The organism is Streptomyces sp. GESEQ-4, from assembly GCF_017948455.1.
Lineage (GTDB): Bacteria > Actinomycetota > Actinomycetes > Streptomycetales > Streptomycetaceae > Streptomyces.
The window spans coordinates 289,457-315,011 of record NZ_JAFFSU010000001.1 but is presented as its reverse complement, the minus strand read 5'-3'; the positions used below and the strand labels follow the sequence as shown (position 1 = coordinate 315,011).

The 25,555-nt window shown below is 71.6% G+C and carries 18 protein-coding genes; 9 read left to right on the top strand and 9 right to left on the bottom strand.

The features are described from left to right. Positions 1 to 148: 148 nt before the first annotated feature. Positions 149 to 622 (top strand): hypothetical protein, encoded by a 474-nt coding sequence (locus tag KCH48_RS01390; protein ID WP_210569534.1) that lies wholly within the window; start codon positions 149 to 151, stop codon positions 620 to 622. A 3-nt stretch (positions 623 to 625) separates the two neighbouring features. On the opposite strand, the gene KCH48_RS01385 is transcribed toward KCH48_RS01390, so the two are convergent. Continuing rightward, positions 626 to 2,224, bottom strand: coding sequence for a serine/threonine-protein kinase (locus KCH48_RS01385; RefSeq protein ID WP_210569532.1), 1,599 nt, complete (start codon positions 2,222 to 2,224; stop codon positions 626 to 628). Between the two features lie 27 nt (positions 2,225 to 2,251). Next, the gene (locus tag KCH48_RS01380; protein ID WP_210570880.1) at positions 2,252 to 4,159 is read right to left on the bottom strand and encodes an ABC transporter ATP-binding protein; all 1,908 of its coding nucleotides are present in this window, start codon (positions 4,157 to 4,159) and stop codon (positions 2,252 to 2,254) included. A gap of 162 nt (positions 4,160 to 4,321) precedes the next feature. Here KCH48_RS01380 and KCH48_RS01375 point away from each other — a divergent pair, with 162 nt between their 5' ends. Then, positions 4,322 to 5,278, top strand: a complete 957-nt coding sequence (locus tag KCH48_RS01375; RefSeq protein ID WP_210569530.1) for a lysylphosphatidylglycerol synthase transmembrane domain-containing protein — start codon at positions 4,322 to 4,324, stop codon at positions 5,276 to 5,278. Between the two features lie 90 nt (positions 5,279 to 5,368). Here KCH48_RS01375 and KCH48_RS01370 read toward each other — a convergent pair whose 3' ends face one another. The 3 genes from KCH48_RS01370 to KCH48_RS01360 form a co-directional block, all read right to left on the bottom strand. Next, a complete protein-coding gene (locus tag KCH48_RS01370; RefSeq protein WP_210569528.1) occupies positions 5,369 to 6,574 on the bottom strand; it encodes an NAD(P)/FAD-dependent oxidoreductase in 1,206 nt (401 codons plus the stop codon). Next, positions 6,571 to 7,962: an FAD-dependent oxidoreductase gene (locus tag KCH48_RS01365; RefSeq protein WP_210569527.1), complete on the bottom strand. Its 1,392-nt coding sequence runs from the start codon at positions 7,960 to 7,962 to the stop codon at positions 6,571 to 6,573. The genes KCH48_RS01370 and KCH48_RS01365 overlap by 4 nt, the downstream gene beginning before the upstream one ends. 298 nt (positions 7,963 to 8,260) lie before the next feature. Continuing rightward, on the bottom strand, positions 8,261 to 9,700 hold the full coding sequence (locus tag KCH48_RS01360; RefSeq protein ID WP_210569526.1) for an FGGY family carbohydrate kinase: 1,440 nt from the start codon (positions 9,698 to 9,700) through the stop codon (positions 8,261 to 8,263). A gap of 307 nt (positions 9,701 to 10,007) precedes the next feature. Here KCH48_RS01360 and KCH48_RS01355 point away from each other — a divergent pair, with 307 nt between their 5' ends. The 3 genes from KCH48_RS01355 to KCH48_RS01345 all read left to right on the top strand — a co-directional run bounded on the left by KCH48_RS01355 (position 10,008) and on the right by KCH48_RS01345 (position 13,864). Then, positions 10,008 to 11,009 (top strand): hypothetical protein, encoded by a 1,002-nt coding sequence (locus KCH48_RS01355; protein WP_210569525.1) that lies wholly within the window; start codon positions 10,008 to 10,010, stop codon positions 11,007 to 11,009. Positions 11,010 to 11,039: 30 nt separating this feature from the next. Beyond that, a complete protein-coding gene (locus tag KCH48_RS01350) occupies positions 11,040 to 12,563 on the top strand; it encodes an amino acid permease (protein WP_210569524.1) in 1,524 nt (507 codons plus the stop codon). Between the two features lie 197 nt (positions 12,564 to 12,760). Then, a complete protein-coding gene (locus tag KCH48_RS01345; RefSeq protein ID WP_210569523.1) occupies positions 12,761 to 13,864 on the top strand; it encodes a mechanosensitive ion channel family protein in 1,104 nt (367 codons plus the stop codon). A gap of 38 nt (positions 13,865 to 13,902) precedes the next feature. On the opposite strand, the gene KCH48_RS01340 is transcribed toward KCH48_RS01345, so the two are convergent. Next, positions 13,903 to 15,420: a M1 family metallopeptidase gene (locus KCH48_RS01340; RefSeq protein ID WP_374104637.1), complete on the bottom strand. Its 1,518-nt coding sequence runs from the start codon at positions 15,418 to 15,420 to the stop codon at positions 13,903 to 13,905. 258 nt (positions 15,421 to 15,678) lie between these two features. Between KCH48_RS01340 and KCH48_RS01335 the strand changes: the two genes are divergently transcribed. The 3 genes from KCH48_RS01335 to KCH48_RS01325 all read left to right on the top strand — a co-directional run bounded on the left by KCH48_RS01335 (position 15,679) and on the right by KCH48_RS01325 (position 20,128). Continuing rightward, positions 15,679 to 17,898, top strand: coding sequence for an NADP-dependent isocitrate dehydrogenase (locus KCH48_RS01335; RefSeq protein ID WP_210569520.1), 2,220 nt, complete (start codon positions 15,679 to 15,681; stop codon positions 17,896 to 17,898). A gap of 133 nt (positions 17,899 to 18,031) precedes the next feature. Next, entirely contained in the window at positions 18,032 to 18,823 is a 792-nt protein-coding gene (locus tag KCH48_RS01330) for an N-formylglutamate amidohydrolase (protein WP_210569518.1), read from the top strand. 81 nt (positions 18,824 to 18,904) lie between these two features. Further along, complete coding sequence (locus tag KCH48_RS01325; RefSeq protein ID WP_210569516.1) at positions 18,905 to 20,128, top strand: cytochrome P450; 1,224 nt, start codon at positions 18,905 to 18,907, stop codon at positions 20,126 to 20,128. Between the two features lie 102 nt (positions 20,129 to 20,230). Here the strand turns inward: KCH48_RS01325 and KCH48_RS01320 are convergent, their stop codons facing one another. The 3 genes from KCH48_RS01320 to KCH48_RS01310 are packed head-to-tail and all read right to left on the bottom strand — an operon-like array spanning position 20,231 to position 22,820. After that, positions 20,231 to 20,713, bottom strand: a complete 483-nt coding sequence (locus tag KCH48_RS01320) for a hypothetical protein (RefSeq protein WP_210570879.1) — start codon at positions 20,711 to 20,713, stop codon at positions 20,231 to 20,233. A gap of 50 nt (positions 20,714 to 20,763) precedes the next feature. Then, complete coding sequence (locus KCH48_RS01315; RefSeq protein WP_210569514.1) at positions 20,764 to 21,333, bottom strand: RNA polymerase sigma factor; 570 nt, start codon at positions 21,331 to 21,333, stop codon at positions 20,764 to 20,766. Positions 21,334 to 21,392: 59 nt separating this feature from the next. Next, positions 21,393 to 22,820 (bottom strand): S8/S53 family peptidase, encoded by a 1,428-nt coding sequence (locus KCH48_RS01310; RefSeq protein WP_210569512.1) that lies wholly within the window; start codon positions 22,818 to 22,820, stop codon positions 21,393 to 21,395. A 111-nt stretch (positions 22,821 to 22,931) separates the two neighbouring features. Between KCH48_RS01310 and KCH48_RS01305 the strand changes: the two genes are divergently transcribed. Continuing rightward, positions 22,932 to 25,535 carry a CHAT domain-containing tetratricopeptide repeat protein gene (locus tag KCH48_RS01305; protein ID WP_307840770.1) on the top strand — a complete coding sequence of 868 codons (2,604 nt, stop codon included), beginning with the start codon at positions 22,932 to 22,934 and terminating at the stop codon, positions 25,533 to 25,535. Positions 25,536 to 25,555: the final 20 nt, after the last annotated feature.

Genomic DNA, 25,555 nt, shown 5'->3' with positions numbered 1-25,555 from the left:
TCGCAGTGGGGGGCGAGGGGCAGTGGCACGTCCGAATTCTGGTGACGATCAGCTGCAAGCTCTTCATCAGCAGGGCTGGGAGGCCGCGTGTTCTCTGCACCGGCATCTGAGCAGCGGCGGTGAGTTGGCGCCGATCCCCACTCCAGGCGTGCTGCTCGAAGTCGGTGAGATCGCGTACGGCGACGTATCGGCGGACTACTCGCGCTTCTACGGCACGAATGTGACCTACAACCAGCGCTCGGGCTTCTACTTCGGGTCACCGATGTTCGTCGCCGCCGGGCTGGTCGGAGACGCGCTCGCCAACAGCAGCGCCCGCAACCGGGCGCAGGCGATGGCTCAGGCGCAATGGCGCGACTTCTCCCCCTGCCGCGCGATCCTCACCGACCGTCGCATGCTGCTGCATGTCGCGGCCGAGAACCGTTGGGTGACGGTGCGGCACCACGAGATCATCAGCTTTCTTCCCGTGCTCGAACAGTGGGCGCTGTTCACCGACTACCAGCAGTGGGAGCCGATGCGGTTGGCCGGGCCGACCGTGCCATGGCTGACCGCCGCGACGATCTCCGTGCTGAACCGGGGCCGGTCCGAGTACCAGCAGCTTCCTCCACTGCCGCTGCCGGACTGACGGTCAGTTGCCACGCCGCAGCGTTCCGGTGTCCCCCACGCTCGTCACCTCGTAGCCCAGGCTGCCGTCGGCCGCGGGGGTCAGAACGATGTCGACCTCGTCGACGCAGTTCAACGGGCTGCTCTCCTCGGTGATTTCCTCTCGGACCTGTACGGAATTCCCGGTGTCCATGGTGAGGATCCACCGGCCGCTGCAGTCCAGCGACGGGTATTCGACGGTGGCCACCTGACCGCTGAGCTTCCCGCCCGTGTAGTTCACCTTGATCGAGTAGAGGCCGCCGTCCGTCTCGCGCACGTTCCCGGTCCACCTGCCCTTGTAGTCGGCAGGGGACGCCTTCGGGGACGTCGTGGAGGAACCTGCCCCGGACGCCCCCGAGTTGGCCGAGTTCTCGTTCCCTCCGCCGGGAAGCTTCACGGCCAGGACGATGCCGAGTACGGCGACGGCGGCCACGGCGAGCACGGGGCCGACCCGGCTCTTGCGACGGCCGCCCGGTACCGGCGGCATCGGTGGTGTGGTCACCGTCATCCGTGGTGTCGGCATCGGCGGCATGGGTGTCGAGGTCGGCGTGGGCACCGGAGGCATCGGTACCGGCGTCGGAGTGCCCGGCGGCGGAGGCGGGACGCGCCCGCCCTGCATGGTCGGCAGGGCGTGCACGCTGTCCCCGCCACGGCCCGCGGCCGGGTTGTCGACCTGGGTCGGCGGCGGCTCCTCGAGGTCGAGGAGGCCGGCGGCGTGCCGGCCGAGCTCCGCCATCAGGTCGCCCGGAAGCCACGCGTCCGAGCGGGTGTCAGCCGTGGCCGCCTCTGCCGTCGCCACGATCTCGGGCAGCGGAATCCGGTCCTCGGGCCGCTTGGCGAGACACCGTCCCACCAACTCGGCCAGCGGCCCGGGCATCCCCGTCAGGTCCGGGTCGTCCTCGGTCGCCCGCAGCATGAGCGCGTGGGCGCCGCTGTCCGGGCCACCGAATGCCTGTCGGCCCGTTGCGGCGAACACCAGGACCAAGCCGAGACTGAACACGTCGCTCAGCCCGGTGATCTCGTGGCCCAGGATCTGCTCGGGCGCCATGTAGCCGGGAGAGCCGACCATCGCACCGGTACGGGTCAGCACGCTCGCGTCCGCCGCACGCGCGACACCGAAGTCGATCACCCGGGGACCGTTGACCGTCAGCATGACGTTCGACGGCTTGAGGTCCCGGTGCACCAGTCCGCAGCCGTGGATGCTCTGCAGCGCACGTGCCAGACCGGCGGCCAGGTGCCAGACCGACCGCTCCGGCAGCGGCCCGCTGATCTCGGTCACCGCCTGGTGCAAGGTGGGGCCGGCGACATACCCGGTGGCGACCCAGGGCGTGTCCGCCTCGGTGTCGGCGTCCAGGACCGGAGCCGTCCACTCCCCGCCCACCCGCCGCGCCGCGGCCACCTCCGCGCGGAACCGGCTGCGGAACTCCGCGTCGTACGCCAGCTGCGCATGGACCAGCTTCACGGCGACCGTGCGCCCCCGCTGCGAACGGCCGAGGAACACCTGCCCCATGCCCCCGGCTCCGAGCCGCCGGAGCAACCGGTACTCCCCGACGTGGCTGGGATCGCCCGGCCGCAAGTTCTCCATGATCGTTTCGTCCCCCTCAGCGTGGCACTACAGCCGGACGCTCATTACAACATCACCGGTTGCGTCCGCGGGCGTCACATCACCGGACTCGAACTGGGTCCGGTACAGCTCCGCATAGCGTCCCCCCTTGGCCAACAGCTGCTCGTGCGTGCCGCGTTCCACGATGTGGCCCGCCTCGACGACCAGGATCAGGTCCGCCGCCCGCACCGTGGACAGCCGGTGGGCGATGACGACGGCGGTTCTGCCTTCCAGGGCCTCCGTCAGCGCCTCCTGGACGGCGGCCTCGGACGTGTTGTCCAGGTGGGCGGTGGCCTCGTCGAGGATGACGACGCGCTGGCGGGCCAGCAGGAGCCGGGCGATGGTCATGCGCTGGCGTTCGCCGCCGGAGAGGCGGTAGCCGCGCTCGCCGACGACTGTGTCGAGGCTGTCGGGCAGGGACCGTACGAGATCGGCCAGGCGGGCGCGGCGCAGGGCGTCCCACAGGTCGTCCTCGGTCGCGGTGGGGGCGGCGAGGAGGAGGTTGGCGCGGACGGTGTCGTGGAAGAGGTGGCCGTCCTGCGTGACCATGCCGAGGGTGGAGCGCAGGGAGTCGGCGGTCAGGTCGCGGACGTCGACGCCGCCTATGCGTACGGCACCCTCGTCCACGTCGTACAGGCGCGGCAGCAGTTGGGCGATCGTGGACTTTCCGGCGCCGGAGGAGCCGACGAGGGCGACGGTCTGGCCGGGTTCGGCGCGGAAGGAGATGCCGTGCAGGACCTCGTCGCCGCCGCGGGTGTCGAGGGAGGCCACTTCCTCCAGGGAGGCCAGGGAGACCTTGTCGGCGGAGGGGTAGGCGAAGCGGACGTTCTCGAAGGCGACGGCGACCGGGCCGTCGGGCACCTGCCGGGCATCCGGTTTGTCCTCGATCAGCGGCTTCAGGTCGAGGACTTCGAAGACCCGCTCGAAGCTGACCAGGGCGCTCATCACCTCGACGCGGGCGCCGGCGAGGGCGGTCAGCGGTGCGTAGAGGCGGGTCAGCAGCAGCGCCAGCGCGACGACGGCGCCCGGCTCCAGTGTGCCGCGCAGGGCGAACCAGCCGCCGAGGCCGTAGACGAGGGCGAGTGCGAGGGCCGACACCAGGGTGAGGGCGGTGATGAACGCCGACTGGGCCGTGGCCGTCCGTACGCCGATGTCCCGGACCCGGCGGGCACGGGCCGCGAACTCCTCGGACTCCTCCTCCGGGCGCCCGAAGAGCTTGACCAGGGTGGCGCCCGGCGCCGAGAACCGCTCGGTCATCCGGGTGCCCATCGCCGCGTTGAGCGTCGCCGCCTCCCGCTGCATCCGGGCCATGCGGCTGCCCATCCGCCGCGCGGGGACGACGAACACCGGGAGCAGGACGAGCGAGAGCAGTGTGATCTGCCAGGACAGGGTGAGCATGACGGCGAGGGTGAGAAGGAGCGTGACGACGTTGCTGACCACGCCGGACAGGGTGTTGCTGAACGCCCGCTGCGCGCCGATCACATCGTTGTTGAGACGGCTGACGAGCGCTCCCGTACGCGTGCGTGTGAAGAACGCGACCGGCATGCGCTGCACATGATCGAACACAGCCGTCCGCAGATCGAGGATGAGCCCCTCCCCGAGGGTGGCCGAAAGCCGTCGGCCGAGGATGCCGAGTGCCGCCTCGACGACCGCGATGAGCGCGATGAGGAGCGCGAGGCGTACGACGGTCCCCTCGTCGTCGCCCGTCACGATCGCGTCCACGACGTAGCCGGCCAGGACAGGGGTGGCGACGGCGAGCAGGGCCGTGAGCACCCCGAGACCCACGAAGCGAATGATGCGCACACGGTGCGGGCGGGCGAACGCGCCTATGCGGCGCAGCGTCGCGCGGGCGAGGGGACGGCGCTCCTGCTGGGCGCTCATGACACTCTGCAGCTGTGTCCAGGCTGTGATCTCCATACTCATGACAGGGACCGTAGGCCCTCAACCATCCTTGAGGTCAACGCCGAATCGGCACCGTCCGGGCACACGATGGACGCGAGGCCGTGCCCGGCGTGTCAGCCTCCGGCCCCACTCCCGCAACCTGCCGTTGTCCTGGCGCGGAGAACCTCTCACGATGTGATGGTCGTGCGTCTTCCCCGAGGCCTCAAGCGCCTCCCGTACCGGCAGATACTGATGCTGGTCCCGCTCGCGCTCGTGCTGTGGGTCGCCGTGCGCCACTGGTCCGTGCTCGTGGAGGGCTTCGGACACCTGCGCCACGCCGAGTGGCCGTGGCTGCTGGCCGCCGGCGCGGCCACCTGCGGCACCTGGGTCGCCGCGTCCGCCGCGCGGCAGGGCGCGCTCGTCGAGCGGCTTCCGGTACGGCGGTTGCTGGCCACGCAGTTCGCCGCGGGCGCCGCCAACCATCTGTTGCCGACCGGTCTCGGGGCCAGCGCGGTCAATCTGCGGTTCATGGCGGTGTGCGGCGTTCCGCTGGCCCGCTCGTCGGCCGCGGTCGCGCTCTATCTGCTGGCCGAGTCGATCGCCCGTGTGGGCATGCTGGCGGCCCTGCTGATCGCCTTCCCGCACGCGCTGCAACTCGGTTCGCTCCTGCCGGACGGCGTGGCGGGCCCGTTGCTGACCGGCATCGGCGTGGTGGCCGCCGTCGCGCTGCTGGTCCTGCTGCTCGTACGGAAGCTGCGCACCGTCGTCTTCACCTTCGTGCGGACCGCGCTGGGCGAGGCGCGGGCCGTGCACACCCGGCCCTGGCGGGCGGTGGCCCTGTGGGGCGGCTCGTTGGCCTTCCCCGCCCTGCAGGCGGCCGGACTGGTCGCGGTGGGGCTGGCGTTGGGGCTGCCGGTGCCGCCCGCGTACATGGTGGTCGCGTATCTGGCGGCGACGGTCGCGGTCGCGCTGATACCGACGCCCGGGGGCATCGGTTCCGTCGAGGCCGCGCTGATCGTCGCTCTGGTCGCGGCGGGCGGGCCGGTTGCCGTGGCCACGGCCGTGGTGCTTGCCTACCGGATCATCACTGTGTGGGTGCCGATTCTGCCGGGGGCGTTGACGTTGGGGGCGTTGGTGCGGATGAAGGTCATCTGAGATAGCGCCGCTGTGGGCCGTGCCGTCAATCGTCTGCGGGCTCGTTGTGGCTGGTCGCGCAGTTCCCCGCGCCCCTTCGGGGCGCTGCCCTCACCGGACTCTGACGTGTACCGGGCCGCCCTTCGGGTCGATTCGGTGTGTCCAGCGTGCGGTGAGGGTCGGTCGGCGGTTCAGGAGGAGGGTTCGGTGCAGGAATCGGCCGTCCTGCGTGACGTGCAGGATCGGGCGGGTGAGCGGGAACCTCGCGCGCAGGATGTACGGGAGGCGGTCGGTCGCGGTGACTCGGTTCGGGGCGATCCAGTGCAGGGGCGGGTGGACCACTAGGGGGACGCCTTCGGACCAGTCCGCCCCCGCGAGCCACGCCTGGACGGCGGTTGCCGCGTGCGCGCCCTCTCGGGCCGCCCTACCCGCGCTCTCCACGGGGTGCAGCACACTGCCGACTGCGAAGACGCCTGGGCGTAGCGTGCGCAGTGCCCCGTCGATGGCGGGTCCGCGCGTGGCGGGGTCGAGCGGTATTCCTCCGCGCCGGGCGAGTTCGTGGTCAGGTACGAAGTCGCCGGTGAAGACGATCGTGTCGCAGGGCAGCACGGCCGTACGGCCGTCGCGGTGGCGTATCCGGACGCCGGACAGCCGCCCGTGGCCGAGGAGTTCGGTGACCGTGGTGCCGGTGAGGAGCGGGATGCCGTGGCGGAGGCGGGTGTACTGGGCGCGGGCGGGTGCCGTCCGGGCGCGCGGGAGTTCCGTGACCATGGCGACGACGTCGGCTCCCGCGGCCCGTGCGGTGTCGGCGGCGGCGTACGAGACGTCCTCCGCGCCGACCACGACCGCTCGGGTGCCGATCCGCTGCCGGCAGAGGTGGACGGCCTGCTGGAGTTCGCCGGTGGTGTAGACGCCGGCGGGCCGGGTGCCGGGCACCAGGCGTGCGCTGCGCGGGCGTTCGCGGGCGCCGGTGGCCAGCACGACCGCCCGTGCGGTGATCGTCTCCGGTCCGTTCGGGCCGACCGCGGTGAGCGTGAGCGGGCCGGTCCAGTCGAGGGCGGTCACGCCGGTCCGTACGACGGCTCCGGCTCTGGTCGCCGCGTCGGTGAGCAGACGGGCGTACGCCGGTCCGGTCAGCGGACGCGGCAGCGTGCCGAAGCCGCCGTGCGCGCAGTGCCGGGGTACGCCTCCCGCCTGCTGCTCGCGCTCCAGCACCTCGACGTGGCCCGCGCCTCCGGGGGCGAGACGGGCGGCCGCCGCGAGTCCGGCGGGGCCCGCGCCGACGATCAGGACATCGATCCGGCGCTCGGGCGTCATGCGCCGGCTCCCTCGAACAGCGCCCGTACAGCCGCACCGCAGTAGAAGCCCTGGCAGCGGCCCGCCCTGGCCCGGGTCCGGCGGCGCAGTCCGTCGAGGCTGTGGGGCGGGATCGTGCTGGCGAGGGCGTCGCGGATCTCGCCTCGGGAGACTCGTTCGCAGTGGCAGACGAGGGTGCCGTACTCGGGGTCGGCGGCGATGAGGTCGGGCCGCTGGTGCGGGCGGGGGAAGGCCTCGCCGAGGTTCGGCATGCGCACCGGCTCCAACTCCCGTGCCGGGCCCGGGTCCAGGCCGCTGTCGGTGAGCAGGCCGGTGACGTGGGCGGCGATCGCGAGCGAGGCGGTGAGGCCGGTGGAACGGATGCCGCCGACCGTGACGTAGGACTGCCCCGGGTGGGCGCGGATGCGGTAGTCGTCGTGCTCGGTGGCGGCGCGCAGCCCGGCGTAGACGGCGGTGACCTCCTCGTCGAGCAGTTCGGGCAGGATGCGGCGGCCCTTGTCGCGCAACAGCTGAAGCCCGTCCGCGGTGGAGTGCGTGGCCCGCTTGTCGTCCAGGTCCTCGGCGGTGGGACCGAGGAGCACGTGGCCGTAGACGGTGGGGGCGACCAGCACGCCCTTGCCGAGCGCTGTGGGGACGGGCAGCAGGATGTGGCCGACCAGGCCGCGGGCGAACTTGTCGAAGACGATGAGCTGGCCGCGGCGCGGGGTGACCGTGAAGTCGTCGTGGCCGAGCTGCCGGTCGAGTGTGTCGGCGTGCAGTCCGGCGGCGTTGACCAGCCAACGGGTGCGCAGCGTGCCCCGGTCGGTGTCGAGGATGTGCGTGCTGTCCTGCCGACTCACGTTCCCCACACGGCAGTTGAGGTGCAGGTCGACTCCGTGCCGGACGGCCTGGGTAGCGTAGGCGAGTGTCGTCGTCCAAGGGCAGATGATGCTCTCGCCCGGCACGTGCAGGGCGCCGAGTGCGCCGGGGCCGAGGTGCGGTTCGCGGTCGTAGAGGTCCGTCGGGCCGAGGATGCTGGTGTCGTGGTAGTCGTTGCGTTCCGCCTTCTCGACGAGTCGGGGCAGCGCGGCGAGCTGTTCCTGGTCCCACGCGACGAGGAGGGCGCCGGTCGTTTCGACCGGGATGCCGGACTCGGCCGCGTAGGCGGCGAGTTGGCGGAATCCCTCGCGGACGAGCCTGGCTTCGAGGGAGCCGGGCGCGGCGTCGAACCCGGTGTGCAGGATCGCGGTGTTGGCCTTCGAGGTGGCGTCGCCGACATCGTCCCGGGCTTCTACGAGGGCGACGCGGAGGTGGGGGTGGCGGGCGAGCGCGCGGGCGATGGCGCAGCCGACGACGCCGGCGCCGACGATCGCGACGTCGTAGGTCAGCGAGGGGAGCGGCCCGTTCATGTGGGCGCTCCGCTGCCTGACGCCGGCGTCAGGCAGCGCCCGAAGGGGCGCGGGGCTGTGACATATGCGGCTCCGCCGCGTGGGCGCGACCAGCCACAACGCGCCCGCAGACGCTCGACGGCCCATCGCCCCACCCCCCGCGGAGCGGCTGGTGCGGGCGTCAGGCTCGCTAAGCGGGTTCGGTGAAGTCCGGCGCGGTGGCAGCGCCCGAAGGGGCGCGGGGAACTGCGCGACCAGCCACAACGGGCCCGCAGACGCTCGACGGCCCATCGCCCCACCTCTCGCGGAGCGCTTACGCTCACGTCGGCCCCCGGTCGAGCAGCGCCGCGACTTCCCGGCGGAACCCGGCGAGGCGTGCGGCGGCCTCGTCCGCGCTGATGCGTGGCTCGTACACGGCCGACGGTTTCCAGTCGGGCAGCGCTTCGGCGACCGTCAGGCCAGGCTCGGTGCCCAGCCGGGCCAGCGCGCCCACACCGAGCGCGGTCGCGTCCGGCAGCGCGGACACCTCGACCGGGCGTTGCAGCAGGTCTGCCTGGGTCTGCATGAGGAGGGTGGAGCGGGTCAGGCCGCCGTCGACGCGGAGTACCGAGAGGGGCTCGCCCAGATCGAGCGCGGCGGCTTCGGCGAGTTCGGCGACCTGCGCGGCGATGCCCTCGCACAGGGCGCGCACCAGGTGCCCGGCGGTGGTGTCGAGGCCGAGTCCGGTGAGCGAGCCACGCAGGTCGCCGCGCCACCAGGGAGCGGCGAGCCCGGCCAGCGCCGGGACGAAGGTGACGCCGCCGCTGTCGGGCGCCGAACCGCCCACCGGATCAAGGTCCGCGGCGCTCTCGATGACGCCCAGGTCGGCGAGCCAGCGTACGGCGGACGCGGCCGTGTACACCTGGCCGTCGAGGCAGTAGCTGGTGTGTCCGCCGAGGCGCCAGGCGACACAGCTGACCAGCCCGGAGGTGCCCCGGCGCGGTGTGTCGCCGGTGTGGGCGAGGAGGAACGCCCCTGTGCCGTAGGTGCACTTGGCGCCGCCGGGTTCGGTGACGCGCTGGGCGAGCAGTGCGGCCTGCTGGTCGACGACGAGGCCGGTGAGCGGGATGGCGTGGCCGAATGCGGTGGTCGTGCCCACTGGTCCGGCGACGTCGACGACTTCGGGGAGGCGTTCGCCGGACAGGCCGTAGAGGTCGAGGGCTCGGGGTGACCAGGATGTGCGGTCGAGGTCGAGGAGTTGGGTGCGGCCCGCGGTGGCCGCGTCGGTGACGTACGCGCCGGTGAGGCGGTGCACCAGCCAGGCGTCGGAGGTGGTGACGACTCCCTCGGCGGTCAGGTGACGTCGTATCCACGCCATCTTGGGCGCGGCGAAGTACGGGTCGAGCGGCAGCCCGGTGAGCTCCCGCAACTCCTCGGCGTGGTCGGCGAGTTCGGCGCACACGCTCTCGGCGCGGCGGTCCTGCCAGACCAGCGCGTCGGTCAGCGGGCGGCCGGTGTCCGGGTCCCAGGCGAGGACGGTCTCGCCCTGGTTGGCGAGGCCCAGCGCGGTGACCGGCTCCCGTGCCTCGGCCAGGGCACTGTCCGCGGCCTCGACGACGGAGGCGTACAGCTCGCCGGGGTCGACCTCGACCAGACCGCCGGGCAGATGACGGGGCCGTACGGCGGCGAAGCCGGTGCCGATGACGCCGCGTTCGGGGCAGATCACCAGGGCCTTGGTGCCGGAGGTGCCCTGGTCGACGGCGAGGACCGGACCTGTCATCGCACCTCTCCCGTCGAAGCCGATCGAAGCCCGTCGAAGGCAGTTGAAGCCCGGCGAAGCCCTGGGCGATCACCGTGCGCCAGCCTGCCGCCGCTCCGCACGGCCCGTCAAGCAGCCGAGGGGAGACGCGCATCCAACCGGCCATCCCCGCAAAGGAGTTCGAAAGGATCAGCAAACCGACAGCCATGCGGAAGCGCCGCCTCTATAGTGACGCCGACCGCGCGACTCCTCAACTGCCGCCCGGAGGAAGGCTGTTGTTACTCCCCCCTGCCGTCCTGACCTGCCCTCTTCCGGGGGCGGGCGACTGATGGCCAGAGAAGGAGCACGCCCCGCCTACGATCCCGCCGGCCATGACTCCGCGCTGCGCGCCGCCCTCCAGGAGCTGCGCACCGGCCGCTGGATGGCGATGCGCGGTCTTCTGCTGGAGACCGGGGAGTGGTGGCAGTGGACGCAGCGCACCCAGATCCTCGCGGCCGCCGCGGCCGGCACCGACGTGGTGCGGGCCTGGCTGTCCGAGGAGCCGCACAGCATCCCGGCCGCCGTGATGCACGCCCGGGTCACCGTGGAACGCGCCCTGCGGGCCCACCGCGAGGAGCACCGCCGTACGCACGAACTGTGGAAGGAGGCCTGGCGGGCGTGCGAGACGGCGACACGCACCGCACCGCACGACCCGGTCCCCTGGGTGTGCCTGCTGGCGCTGGCCCAGCTGGACCGGGACCGGCGCTGGTCCGAGCACCGCTGCCGACCGCCCGAGCCGATGCTGCCGCCGGGCCCGTGGGGGCTGCTGGCGGAGGCCGACAAGCGTGACCCGTACAACCGCGAGGCCCACCACCGGATGCTGCAGTTCCTCTACGGGCGCGGTGCGGGCGGGCGGCTGGCGGAGGCGTCCGGGTATGCGCACTGGGCCGCGGACTCGGCGCCCCCGGGCTCCGCGCTGCACGTCCTGCCGCTGTATGTGCGGGTGGAGCGCTACCGCCGCTCGGGCGGGCGGGACGCCGCGCTCGATCTGCACTGGGTGGCGGAGGACGCCACCCGCGAGGCACGACAGGCGTTCCGCTCCTGGTTTGAACTCAGCCGTCCCGCCGAGCGCTCCCTCCTTGACCTGAACCACCTCGCTCACGCCCTATGGGGCGCGCTCCGGTTCCCGGACGCGGCCCGGGTGTTCGACGCCCTGGGCCCGTACTGGACGCCCGTCCCCTGGGCCTACCGCACCTCCGACGCGGGCGACCGCAGCCAGGCGGTGGACGTCTTCCTCCAGGCGCGCGCCCGCACCCGGTCGGCCGCGGACGATTTACACCCACACCCCTGACCCCGTCCTCTCCCGGAGGTTTGGTTCCGCATGTCCCGCACCCCCGCTCCGTCCGGCGTCCCGCCCCACGACGAGGAACAGCGCCTGCGTGAACTCGGCTACCGCCCCGTGCTCGCCCGCCGTATGGGCGGCTTCGGCAACTTCGCCATCAGCTTCTCCGTGATCTCGATCCTGTCCGGCTGCATGACCCTGTACGGCTTCGGCATGGGCGCCGGCGGGCCCGCCGTGATGCTGTGGGGCTGGGCCGGCGTCGGCCTGTTCGTGCTGTGCGTCGGACTCGCGCTGGCGGAAGTCACCAGCGCGTACCCGACCTCGGGCGCCCTGTACTACATGGCCGACCGGCTCGGCGGCAGACGCTGGGGCTGGTACACGGGCTGGCTGAATCTGCTCGGTCTGCTGGGCGCGATCGCCGGTATCGACTACGGGGCCGCCCTGTTCACCGGCGCCTTCATGAACCTCCAGTGGGGCTTCGAGCCGACGCCGGAGAAGACGTTCCTGATCTTCATGGTGATCCTGCTGCTGCACGCCACGCTGAACCTGTTCGGCGTCCGGCTGGTCAGCGTCCTCAACTCCATCAGCGTGTGGTGGCACCTCGCCGGTGTCGCGGTCATCGTCGGCGCGCTGGCCATCGTCCCCGACCACCACCAGTCGCCGTCCTTCGTCTTCACCGAATTCGTCAACGACACCGGCTGGTCCAACCCCGTCTACGTCGCCGCGATCGGCCTGCTGCTCGCGCAGTACACCTTCTCCGGCTACGACGCCTCAGCCCACCTCTCCGAGGAGACCTCCAACGCCTCGGTGACGGCGGCCCGCGGCATCGTGCGCGCCATCTGGGTCTCCTGGATCGCGGGCTTCGTCCTGCTCGCCGGCCTCACCTTCGCCATCCAGGACTACGACGCCACACGCGCCAGCGAGACCGGGGTGCCGCCCGCGCAGATCCTGCTCGACGGCCTCGGCACCGACGGCGCATGCGCCCTGCTGCTCGTGGTGATCGTCGCCCAGCTGTTCTGCGGCAACGCCGAAGTCGCCGCGGCCAGCCGCATGGTGTTCGCGTTCAGCCGGGACCGCGCGCTGCCGGGCTCCCACCTGTGGCGCAAGGTCAGCCGCCGCACCCAGACCCCGGTCGCCGCCGTCTGGCTGTCGGTGGCGGTCGCCTGCGTCCTCGCCCTGCCGTCCCTGTACTCGGCGACGGCGTACGGCGCGGTCACCGCCATCAACGTCATCGGCATCACGCCCGCCTACGTCATCCCGGTGTTCCTGCGGCTGCGGGCGGGCGACCGCTTCCAGCCGGGGCCCTGGAGCCTGGGCCGGTGGAGCAGGCCCATCGGCTGGACCGCGGTGGCGTGGGTGGCCTGTGTGACGGTGCTGTTCTGCCTGCCCCAGTCGTCTCCGGTGACGGTCGACACAATGAACTACGCCTCCGTCGCCCTCGCTGTCGTACTCGTCCTCGCCACGGTGTGGTGGTTCGTCGCCCGGCGTTCGTACGGAACGCCCACCACAGCGGCGTACGGCGACGACCGGGAACAGGCCGAACTGGCCGAGGGAATCGTCTGAGCTGCGCGATCCGGGCATCGGTCCCGGTACGAACTCCTGTGCCCTATACGGCAGGATGAGCCCTCGCGCCGGACATCGAAGGACCTGTCCGGCGCGAGGCGCACATCACGGAAGCGAGCAGGTGACCAGGTGACGAGACATCACATCCGGCTGTCGGCGAGGAATGTCCCCGCGGATCTTCTCACCGGAGGTGACCGGTGAACCGCGAACTCACCATGCACGACTTCGTCATCGCGGGCATCGCGATGGCCGCGGGCCTGCTGGCGGCGTTCCTGCTGCGGATGCTGCTGCGCTGGCTGGGCAAGCACGCGGACCGCACCCGCTGGACCGGCGACGAGGTCATCGTCGCCGCACTGCGGACCGTGATCCCGTGGGCCGCGATGGTGGGCGGCGCGGCGGCCGCGGCGGCGGCGCTGCCGCTCACCAGGACGGTTCACCGCAACGTCAACCAGGGCCTGACCGTCCTGCTGATCCTCATCGTGACGATCGCGGCGGCCCGGCTGGTCGCCGGACTGATCCGCACGGTCACCCAGTCCCGCTCCGGCGTCGCCGGGTCGGCCACGATCTTCGTCAACATCACCCGGGTCGTGGTCCTGGCGATCGGCTGCCTGGTGGTGCTGCAGACGCTGGGCATCTCCATAGCCCCGCTGCTCACCGCCCTCGGTGTGGGTGGTCTCGCGGTCGCCCTGGCGCTGCAGGACACGCTCGCCAACCTCTTCGCGGGCATCCACATCCTCGCCTCGAAGACTGTCCAGCCCGGTGACTACATCCGGCTGAGCAGCGGCGAGGAGGGTTATGTCACCGACATCAACTGGCGGCAGACCACCGTCCGCAACCTCTCCAACAACCTGGTCATCATCCCCAACGGCCAGTTGGCGGGGACGAACATGACCAACTACAACCGCCCCGAGCAGGACCTCACCATCCTGCTCCAGGCGGGCGTCGCCTACGACAGCGACCTGGAGCACGTCGAGCGGGTCACCATGGAGGTGATCGCCGAGGTGATGACCGAGATCACCGGCGCCATGCCGGACCATGAGCCTGCGGTGCGCTTCCACACCTTCGGCGATTCCCGCATCGGGTTCACGATCATCCTGGGCGTCGGCGAGTTCAGCGACCAGTTCCGGATCAAGCACGAGTTCATCAAGCGCCTGCACAAGCGCTACCACGAGGAGGGCATCCGCATCCCCTCCCCGACCCGCACGGTGGCCCTGCAGCAGGGCGCGGTGTCGATTCCGCAGCCGCGCGGCGCGGAGATCGTGGTCGAGCCGGGCGCGATCCCCGCCGCCCGGCTCGACTGATCCCTTACCCCGACTAATCCCTTACCTCGGCTGATCCCTTACAGGGTGGCCGAGTTGTCGTGGTGCCCGTCCGTCCGGTTCTCCGGCCGCCGCAGTGACGAGCTCGGCGGGGTCACCGTCCAGTCGGGGTGGCCGGGCATCCGCGGGGTCTTCGTGCCGTAGAGCCAGTCCCGCAGGAAACCGGACAGGTCGCGGCCGGAGACCTCCGAGGCGACGGCGATGTAGTCGTCCGTGGACGCCGAGGAGTTGCGGAAGCGGTCCAGGAAGGCGCGCTCCACTGCGTTGAACGCGCTCTCGCCGATCTCGTTGCGCAGGGCGTACAGCACGAGGACGCCGCCGAGGTAGCGCTGGCTGTCGAAGAGGTTCACCGCGTTCGGGGCCGCGACCGGGCCCGAGTCACGGCGCCACTGGTCGCCCCGCGCGTAGGTGTTCTTCATCCGGGCCTCCATCGTGGTCAAGCCGATGGAGTCCGGCCAGCCGCGCTCGTAGCGGTAGAGCAACCCGTAGAAGTCGGCGTGGCCCTCGTTGATCCACAGGTCCGCCCAGGTGGCCGGCGAGACCAGGTTGCCGAAGTAGGAGTGGACCAGCTCGTGCATCATGTGCGAGCCGATCTTGGACTCCTCCTGGAGGAGGTAGTTCGGCTTGTACAGGGTGAGGGTCTGGGTCTCCAGGCCGGTGAAGTCGAAGGCGTTCGGGTCGTCGGAGTTGCAGGGCAGCAGGCCGTACGTCTCGAACGGGTACGCCCCGAGCCGCTGCTCGATCCAGCTCACCAGGTTCGGCGTGAGGGCGAGCGCCGGCTCCAGGGCGGTGGCGCGGGCGGTCGGTACGACGTCCCGGAGCGGGAGTCCGTGCGGGCCGGGCCGGTCCGTGACCACGTAGTCGCCGACCGTGATCTGCACGATCTCGGTGGCGATCGGCTCCCTGGAGCGGTAGATGTACGCCGTCCGGCCGCCGGTGAGTTGCTCGGTGCGGACGAGCCGGCCGCTGGCGACGCCGCGCAGGCCGTCGGGGACGGTGATGCGGAAGGTGAAGTCGGCCTTGTCCGAGGGGTGGTCGTTGCACGGGAAGACGGTGTGCGCCGAGTCCGGCTGGGGGCAGATGGCGAAGCCGTCCGGGGTGGGGACCCACGCCGTGTGCGCGAGGGTGCGGCGCGGGTCCGCCGTGTACGTCACGGCGACGGCGGCCTTCTTGCCCGCGGGCAGGCACCGGGCGGGCGTGATCCGCAGCTTCTCGTCGGCCTGCTCGAAGGCAGCCGTGCGGCCGGCCACGGTGACGGTGCGTATGTCCAGGCCGAGGGCGTCCAGGGAGAAGCGGGTGAGCTCCTGGGTGGTGGTGATCTTCAGGGTGGCCGTGGCGTCGACGAGCTGTGTCGTGGCGTCGTAGGCGAGGTCGAGGTGGTAGGCCGACACGCGGTAGCCGTCGTTGCCGAGGCTCGGGTAGACGGGGTCCCCCAACGTCTCCGGGCCGGGCGTGCCCTTGGCTGCCGGAGCCGCGTGCGCCTGGGCGCCGACGGACAGGGCCGCGGCGGTGCCGATCAGGGCGGCCGGGGCCGTCACTCTGCTGCGATATCTCATGGTCCGCTTTCGCTCGGGCGGCCGGGTGGTCAGGTCCGGCCGTCGGATGAAGTGCGATCGGAGCTCGATCGGAGTTCGATCGAAATGCGATCAAGGTGCGCGATCACAAGATCAGACGCTCGGGAACGCTCAGAAGATGCACAGAATCCGCGAAACCGTGCGAGGACCCCTGTCGAGCCGAGGTCGACCACGAGATATCTTGATGTCGAGCAATGTTGCAGACGTGGAGCGGAGCACCCGGTGACTGACTCGACCATCATCTATACGCACACTGACGAGGCCCCGGCCCTGGCAACGTATTCCTTCCTGCCGGTGGTCCAGGCGTACGCCTCGCAGGCGGGTGTCGCCGTGGAAACGCGGGACATCTCGCTGGCCGGCCGCATCCTCGCGGTGTTCCCGGAGTACCTCACCGAGGACCAGCGCATCCCGGACGACCTGCACGAGCTGGGCGAGCTGGCCAAGACGCCCGAGGCCAACATCATCAAGCTGCCGAACGTCTCGGCGTCCATCCCGCAGCTCAAGGCCGCGGTCGCCGAGCTGCAGGCGCACGGCTACGCGCTGCCGGCCTACCCGGACGACCCGAAGACCGATGAGGAGCGGGAGATCCAGGCCCGCTACGACAAGATCAAGGGCTCCGCGGTCAACCCGGTCCTGCGTGAGGGCAACTCCGACCGCCGCGCCCCCGCCTCGGTCAAGAACTACGCCAAGACCCACCCGCACCGCATGGGCGCCTGGAGCTCCGACTCCAAGACGAACGTGGCGACGATGGGCGTCGACGACTTCCGGTCCACCGAGAAGTCCGTCGTGATCTCCGAGGCCGGTTCGCTCCGTATCGAGCTCAAGGGCGACGACGGCTCCACCACCGTCCTGCGTGAGTCCGTACCCGTCCTCGAGGGCGAGGTCATCGACGCCTCCGTGATGCGCGTCGCCGCGCTGCGCGAGTTCCTGACCGCGCAGGTCGCCCGGGCCAAGGCAGAGGGCGTGCTGTTCTCCGTGCACCTGAAGGCCACGATGATGAAGGTCTCCGACCCGATCGTCTTCGGCCATGTGGTCCGCGCCTTCTTCCCGAAGACGTTCGCCCAGTACGGCGACAAGCTCGCCGCCGCCGGTCTGACCCCGAACGACGGTCTGGGCGGTATCTACAAGGGCCTGGAGTCCCTGCCCGCGGGCGCCGAGATCAAGGCCTCCTTCGACGCCGAGCTCGCCGAGGGCCCGGAGCTGGCGATGGTCGACTCCGACAAGGGCATCACCAACCTGCACGTGCCGTCCGACGTCATCGTCGACGCCTCCATGCCGGCCATGATCCGCACGTCCGGCCACATGTGGGGCCCGGACGGCCAGGAGGCGGACACCCTCGCTGTGCTGCCGGACTCCTCCTACGCCGGTGTCTACCAGGCCGTGATCGAGGACTGCCGCGCCAACGGCGCCTACGACCCGTCGACCATGGGATCGGTCCCGAACGTCGGCCTCATGGCGCAGAAGGCCGAGGAGTACGGCTCCCACGACAAGACGTTCGAGATCCCGGTCACCGGCACGGTCCGCCTGGTCGACCAGAACGGCGACGCCGTCATCGAGCAGGCCGTCTCCGCCGGTGACATCTTCCGCGCCTGCCAGACCAAGGACGCGCCGATCAAGGACTGGGTGAAGCTGGCCGTCACCCGCGCCCGTGCCTCCGGCGACCCGGCGGTGTTCTGGCTGGACGAGACCCGCGCGCACGACGCCAACCTGATCGCCAAGGTCAAGGCGTACCTGACGGAGCACGACACCGAGGGCCTGGACATCCGGATCCTGAACCCGGTCGAGGCCACCAAGCTGTCGGTGGAGCGCATCCGCCGCGGCGAGAACACGATCTCGGTGACGGGCAACGTCCTGCGCGACTACCTCACCGACCTGTTCCCGATCCTGGAGGTGGGCACCAGCGCCAAGATGCTGTCGGTCGTGCCGCTGATGGCGGGCGGCGGCCTGTTCGAGACGGGCGCCGGCGGCTCCGCGCCGAAGCACGTCCAGCAGCTGGTCAAGGAGAACTACCTGCGCTGGGACTCGCTCGGCGAGTTCTTCGCGCTGGTGCCGTCCCTGGAGCAGTACGCCGACTTCACCGGGAACTCCCGCGCGAAGGTCCTCGCCGACACGCTCGACCGCGCCACGGCGACCTTCCTCAACGAGGACAAGTCCCCGACCCGTCGCGTCGGCGGCATCGACAACCGCGGCAGCCACTTCTTCCTGTCCCTGTACTGGGCGCAGGAGCTGGCCCAGCAGACCGACGACGCGGACCTGGCGAAGGCGTTCGCGCCGCTCGCCGAGACGCTCTCCGCGAACGAGCAGAAGATCGTCGGCGAGCTGAACGCCGTCCAGGGCAGCCCGGCCGAGATCGGCGGTTACTACCAGCCCGACCCGGCGAAGGCGGCGGCGGTGATGCGGCCGTCCACGACGTGGAACGAGACGCTTGCGTCGCTGAGCTGACGTAGGGGCGGGGTTCTACGACCCCGGCCCGCTTGTGTTCTGTTCCGCCCCGGTTGGCGTTGCCCGGCCGGGGCGGAGCCGTGTTTGCCGCCCCAGGCGGCACGACTGCCCGCAGCTTGTAAGGAGTCTCCCGATGTCCCGTTACTCACCGCCCTCCTTTGAGCTGGTGGTCGGTGCCGAAGACTCCCCCGTGATCCTCCATGTGCCGCACGGGGCGCGGGAGATGCCGCCCGACGTTCGCTCCGGCATCGTGCTGGACGACGCGGCACTTGAGCGGGAGTTGGATCTCATCACCGATGCTCATACGGGGGAACTCGCGGACGTGGCGGCCGAGTTGGCGGCCCTCGCGCCCTGGCGGTTCGTCAATCGGCTCTCGCGGCTGGTCGTCGACCCCGAGCGGTTTCCGGATGAGCGGGAGGAGATGCTGGCCGTGGGGATGGGGGCCGTGTATACGCGGACCACTCAGCGGGGGGTGCTGCGGGCGGACGGTATCGACCCCGAGCCCTTGATCGACGCGTACTTCCGGCCGTACGCACAAGCCATGACGGACGCCGTGGCGGATCGGCTGGCGGCCGTCGGGCGGGCCGTGATCATCGACGTGCACTCCTATCCCAGCGCCCCGCTGCCGTACGAGCTGCACGGATCGGGGCCCCGGCCGCCCGTCTGTCTCGGTACCGACTCCTTCCACACGCCGCCGGAGCTGGTGGCCGCCGCGCGGGAGGCCTTCGGCGAGGTGGGGCTGGACAGCCCGTTCAGCGGTACGTATGTGCCGCTGGAGTTCTACCGGGCCGAGCCGCGGGTGAGCGCGCTGATGGTGGAGATCCGGCGGGACACGTATATGACGGAGCCGGGCGGCCCTGCGGGGAGCGGGCTGTCTCGGCTCGCCTCGGCGTTGGCGCGGCTGGTCGACTCCGTGCCGCGCTGACCCTCCCCCGCCCGGCTCTTCGGCCCTCCGGCTGGAGCACTCCCGCGCGACAGACCGGGCGGGGGCGGTGAGGGTGGGGGCATGACCGACGAGATGACCACCACGCTCGCCGACCAGGCCCCGCCGCCGGTACGGGACTGGCCCGCGCTCGACCTGGACGGGACGGAGTTCGATCCGTTCCTCGCGGACCTCATGCGCGAGGGCCCGCTGACCCGGATCCGGCTGCCGCACGGCGAGGGGTGGGCGTGGCTGGCCACTCGCTACGACGACGTGAAGATGATCACCAACGATCCGCGGTTCGGGCGGGCGGAGGTGACGAAACGTCAGGTGACGCGGATGGCCCCGCACTTCAAGCCGCGGCCGGGTTCGCTCGCCTTCGCCGACCAGCCCGACCACAACCGGCTGCGCAAGGCCGTCGCGGGTGCGTTCACCGTGGGTGCGATGAAGCGGTTGCGGCCCCGGGCGCAGGAGATGCTCGACGGCCTGGTGGACGGCGTCGTGCAGGACGGGCCTCCCGCGGATCTCATCGAGCGGGTGCTGGAGCCCTTCCCGATCAATCTGGTGAGCGAGGTCATGGGCGTACCCGCCGCCGACCGGGAGCAGGTGCACGCCTGGACGCGGCAGATCATCTCCACGTCCGGTGGCGCGGAGGCCGCCGACCGTGCGAAGAACGGCATGTACGCCTGGATCACGGAGACGATCCGCGGCGGGGGCAGCGGGGGCGACGACGTGTACTCGCTGCTGGCCGCCGCCGTCGGGCGCGGCGAGATCAGCGAGACGGAGGCGGTGGGTCTCGCCGGTCCGCTGCAGATCGGCGGCGAGGCCGTCACCCACAACTGCGGCCAGATGCTCTACCTGCTGCTCACCCGGCCCGAGCTCATGGAGGGGGTGCGCAACAGGCCCGAGGTACGGGACGCCGCGCTGGACGAGTTGCTGCGGTACATCCCGCACCGCAGCTCGGTCGGCCTTGCCCGTATCGCCCTGGAGGACGTCGAGTTGCGGGGGCAGCGCATCGCGGCGGGCGATGCCGTCTACGTCTCCTATCTGGCCGCCAACCGCGACCCGGAGGTCTTCCCCGAGCCGGACCGGATCGACCTCGACCGCGCCCCCAATCCGCACCTGGCCTTCGGCAACGGCTCGCACTACTGCACCGGTGCCGTGCTCGCCCGCCTGCAGACCGAACTACTCATCGGCACCCTCCTGGACCGGCTGCCGGGCCTGCGGCTCGCCGTCCCCGCCGACCAGGTCGTCTGGCGCCGCAAGACAATGATCCGCGGCCCGCAGACCCTGCCGTGCGCGTGGTGAGGTGGACGGCTCCGAACATGCCGGGGCATGCGCGCCCCCACCAACCCCGCCCGCGCCCAGTAAACCGGGCGACCCCGAGCGCGCCGGGACATCCACGCCCCGTCAGGCCCGCAGCCACTCCGTGACGACGACCTCCGCGCCGGTCCGTAGCCTCAGGGCGAACGGGCCGGACGGGGGTGCGTCGCTGGTGAAGCGGCCCATGTCGTCGGAGGTGAGGGTGGTGGGCGGAGCCGTCGGGGGGCCGCCGAGCACCTCGATGCTGGCCGACTGCGGCGGCAGCACCTGACCCAGCAGCCCCTGCCCGGTCACCTCCACGTCGACGGTCACGTCCCCCGAGCGGAAGGTCAGCATCCGCGGCGCGTCCGTGACCCCTCTTACCGGGATCGCGTCGATCAGCGAGTCGAACGTTAACTCGGCCAGCCGGGCGTCGAGGTCGCGCAGCGCGTACGCCTCGACGGCACTGCACCGCAGTTCCGCCGGGACGGGGTCGAGGATGGCGGCGGCCTGGCGGAGTTCGTCCAGCAGGCCGTCGGCCAAGTCCTTGTCCAGCCCTTCCTCCAGACCTTCCTCCAGCCCCTCTTCCAGCCCCTCTTCCAGCCCTTCTTCGTCGCCGAAGCGCTCGTCGTCGCTCTCGTTCACAACGCTCCCTCGAGTCGGGCCCTCAGGCGTCGCAGACAGCGCTGGCGCAACGGCCCGATGCTGCCCACGGCGATCCCCAGTGCGGCGGACACCTCCTGGTAGCTGGGCGGCGGTGTGGCCATCAGCATCCGCAGCAACTGCCTGCAGCGCTCGCCCAGTTCCTCGAACTCCTGCCACAGCCGCCGGACGCGCTCGGTCTGGGCCGCGGCGTCCTCCGAGTCGATGACCGACTGCTCGGGCGTACGGTCCTCGCTGACCCGGTCCAGCAGCTGGGCGTCGTCCGTGGGGGTCAACCGTCTCAAGCTCTTGAGCACCTTCAGGGACTCGTGCCGTGCGGTGCTGGCCAGCCACGCCCCTGCCTTCTGGGGCTCTCGGATACGTCCGAGATGCTGGGCGAAGCGGAACCACACGGTCTGGTACACCTCGTGCGCGTCGGCGTCGGAGAGCCGGTGCGCGCGCACGACGGACCACACCAGTGGGCTCAGCCCTTCCACCAGCGCCTTCCAGGCCGCCGCGTCGCCGTCCACGGCTGACTGGACGAGCGCGCCGACATCTGCACGGTCCACAGCCCCACCCCTCGTGTACGGCACGTCATCGTACGCCGTGGAAGGGGCGGTTCCGGCAGTCATGCGCCTGCCGGATGCCGGACGACCGGAACCGGGCGCCAGGTCGACGGCCGCAGCGCCGGCACGTGCGCCCCGCGCACTTCGGCGAACTCGGTGTTCGCGGCGAGCAGCTGCTGTCGGGCGGCGCGGGCGTCGGCCTCCTTGTGCGCGGTCATATGGGCGGCGACCAGGCCTGCGGCCACGGGAGTGGCGAACGAGGTCCCGCTCCAGTGCGCGAACCCCTCGAACATCACCTGGTCCGGCTTGGCGGAACCGGAGGTCAGTTCACCGGTGTGGCAGGGGTGCACGCAGGTGCACAGGTAGGAGAAGCCGAACCGGCAGGCGTCGTACGTGGTGTGCTGATACACGTACGGCACGGGGGCGTCGAAGCCGATGAGGGGGCTCGTCAGCTGCTCGCCGGGGGCGTAGACCTTGACCCAGGAGCCGTGGTTGGTGAAGCAGGCTCCGAAGTCGCCGTCGCTGCGCAGCGCGCCGACCGACAGCACGACGTCCTGGTAGTCGGGCAGGTCGGCGTAGGCGGCGGGCCAGAACGGCGTGGCGCTGGCGTTGTTGCCGGCGGCGGCGACGAGGAGAGTGCGGGGCTGGTTCCGCAGTGCCTGCATGAAGTTCTCCACGCCGAGCAGCCCGGTCGCGGTGCCGTTGGGCGTGCCCGCGGACAGGCTGATGATGTCCGGCCAGCCGTGCCGGTCGACGGCGTCGAAGAGCTTCTCGCCGAACTCTGACTCCAGGATGGCGCCCGCGTCGTTGAGCGAGTTGCTGACGTCGATGTCCGTGTTGGGCGACAGAGCCGCGACGAGTCCGGCGATGAACGTGCCGTGACCGACGTACTGCTGGAGGATTCCGTTCTCGTCGCACTCCTTGATCTGGGCGTCTCCCCGCACATGCGTCATGAGCGGGTACGAGCGGTAGTCGTGCACCAGGCCGGTGTCGATGACCAGCACGCCGACGGCGGTGTCGGGGTCGTACGTCGCTTCGGCCGCGGACGGGTTGGGCGTCTGGCTGAGCAGGGCGGGCACGGGCTCCGCCGGGTTGCAGGCGTTGACCGTCGTGGACACCACGTGGTTACGGCTGACCAGCTTGCGCCCGGTGCGCTCTTCCGCCCCCCGCAGGGCACGCAGGGCGCCCGCGACGGCGCGGTCACCGCGGCGGTCGCCGTGGCCGGGGTCGCCGACCTGGATGCGGGTGATGCCGGACCGGTTGGTCTCCGGGCCCGCCCGGCGTACCCGGTCCGAGGTGAGGCCGGTGGCCTCGGTGAAGTGCGTGCGCACGGTCTCCTCGACGACCCGGGCCTCCTCCCCGTCCCGGGCGAGGACCACGCCTTTCTCGTAGAAGAACTCGGCGGAGTCGTCCGGCCCCATCGCCAGCGGCACATCGGGCATGGAGCGCTGGATCTGGTCGAACTGCTCATGGAATCGCTGAGGTGCCATCGCGTGTCCCCTCCCACTGAGGCGTCGGTCGTCAGTCAGAGTCACTGAGCCGTCGCTTGATACAGCGCCAAACCCGTGTGGCGTGTATCCGGGGCCACTACCATCCTTTGGGTGACAGCGGGAAGCGACTCGGTTCTCGAACTGCTGCCGATGGTGTTCGCCGCACCGAAAGAGGCTCTGGCGCGGGCGGAACAGGTCCTCGCCGACGATCCCTCACCGCTGCACGCCAGTGTCGCCCACCAGGTGATCGGCATGTGGCAGCGGGACTTCGGCGACCTGCGGATCGCCCTGCGGCATCTGCGGCGAGCCCGCGATCTGGCGGCACGCGCCGGATCGGCCGACCGGGAGGCCGACGTCCTGGGCACCCTCGGCGTGGCGCTGGTCCACGCGGGCAGCACCCGGCAGGGCCTGGAGGCGTTCGAGCGGGGTGTCGCGCGCGGCACGGGACTCACCCGGGCGCGGGTGCTGTACCGCCGGGCGTATGTCTGGTGGGTGCTGGGCCGTCATCGGGAGGCGCTGGAGGACGTACGCCGGGCCATACCCGTGCTGCGGCAGGCCGACGACGTCATCTGGACGGCGCGGGCGCTGACGCTGCGGGCGACCGTGCATCTGGCGCTGGGCGCGGTGGAGCGGGCCGAGGCCGACTTCACCGCCGCCGAGGCGCTGTGGGACACCACCGGCCAGGAGCACGACAAGGCGGACGCGGTGGAGAGCCGGGGGCTGGCCGCGTTCCGGTCGGGGGACGTGCCGGCCGCGCTGCGGCTCCTGGACGAGGCCGAGGAGCGGTACGCCAAGCTCGGCACGCCGACGTTCATGCTCAACATCCGCCGCTGCGAGGTCCTGATGGCGGCCGGTCTCGCCCCCGAGGCGCTCGCCGAGGCCGACACGGCCATAGGAGTGCTCGACGGCATCGGCGGGCAGTCCACGCGCAAGGCGGAGCTGCTGCTGGCTGCCGCCCGCGCGGCACGGCTCGCGGGCGATCCGCAGACCGCGATCGCCCGCGCGGATCTGGCCGTACGCCTGTTCGCGGCGCAGCGCCGCACCTGGTGGGAGACGCACGCCCGGCTGGTGCTGATCGAGGCGCGGGTGGCCGCCGGGCGGGGCTCGGGCCGTCTGGTCGCGGACGCCGCCGCGGTGGCGGACCGGCTGGCCGCGTTCGGGGCGCCGGCCGCGCCCGAGGCGTCCCTGCTCGCGGGCCGGATCGCTCTCGAGCTGGGCTGGCGGACCGACGCGGAACGGCACTTGACCGTCGCCGCCCGCAGCCGGCGCAGCGGGCCGCCGCTGGCGCGGCTGACGGGCTGGGCGGCGCAGGCCCTGCGGGCGCAGGCCGCCGGTTCCGGCCGACGGGTGCTGGAGGCGTGCCGGCGCGGGCTCGACGTACTCGACGACCACCGGATGACGCTCGGCGCCTCGGAGTTGCGGGCCCGCGCCACCGCGCAGGGCGCCGAGCTGGCCGCGCTCGCCCAGCAGGCGAGTCTGCTCTCCGGCGGGCCTCGGCAGTTGCTGGTGTGGAGCGAACGCTGGCGGGCCACCGTGCTGTCGGCGCCACCCACCCGGCCGCCCGCCGACCCGGCGCTGCAACGCGCCCTCACCGCCTACCGGGAGATCGCCGCACGCGCGGAGGCCACCCGGATGGAGGCCCGACCCGTTCCGGCCCTGGAGCGTGAACAGCGGCGGCTGGAACGGGAGATCCGCTCCCGCACCCTGCACATCCGCGGCGACGCGCCCGGCGACGGGGCGTCCTTCGACCCGGCCCGGCTGCTGGAGCGGCTCGGCGAGATGCGGCTGGTCGAACTCGTGGTGCTCGACGGGCGCGTGCAGGTGCTGCTGTGCGGACAGGGGCGGGTCAGGCGGTACGAGGCCGGGCGGCTCGCGGACGCGGTCGTCGAGGCCGAGCATGTACAGGCCGGGCTGCGGCGGCTGGCGCATCCGGGGGCGGAGGGCCGGCTGCCGGTGGTGGAGGCGGCGGGGCGGCGGCTGGAGGAGCTGCTGCTCGGCCCGGCAGCCGCGCATCTGGGCTCCGGGCCGGTCGTGGTGGTGCCGCCGGGCCGGCTGCACCGGGTGCCGTGGGCGCTGCTGCCGTCGCTGCGGGAGCGGGTGCTCAGCGTGTCGCCGTCGGCGAGCAGTTGGCTGCGGGCGAGGGAGACCGAGCCGCCGCCGGGTGGCCGTCATGTCCTGGTGCGCGGGCCGGGGCTCGCGACCGGCGGTGCGGAAGTGCCGGAACTGGCCGACCGGTACGGCAAGTCGACGGTTCTGGAGGAGGACCACGCGCGCGTACCGCGAGTGCTGGAGGAACTGGACGGGGCGGCGCTGGCCCATATCGCCGCGCACGGCACGTTCCGTGCGGACAGTCCGCTGTTCTCGTCGCTTCGGATGGGCGACGGGCCGCTCATCGTGCACGACTTCGAGCGGCTGGACCGCAGCCCGTATCGGATCATCCTGTCCAGCTGCGATACCGCGCGGCTGGCGTCCGTCGGTGCGGATGAACTCCTTGGTCTGGTCACGGCGCTGTTGCCGCTGGGGACGGCGGGGGTTGTGGCGAGCAGTGCGCCTGTCAATGACGCGGCGGTTGTGCCATTGATGGTCGCCCTGCACAAGGGGCTGAGCGTGGGGCTGTCGTTGGCTGAGGCTTTGCGGGATGCTCGCGGGGCGTTGCCGGGGGATGCGGTGCATCAGGCTACGGGGTGGGCGTTTTCGGCGTTCGGGGCGGCTTAGCTCCGCTGGTGGGGCTGTAT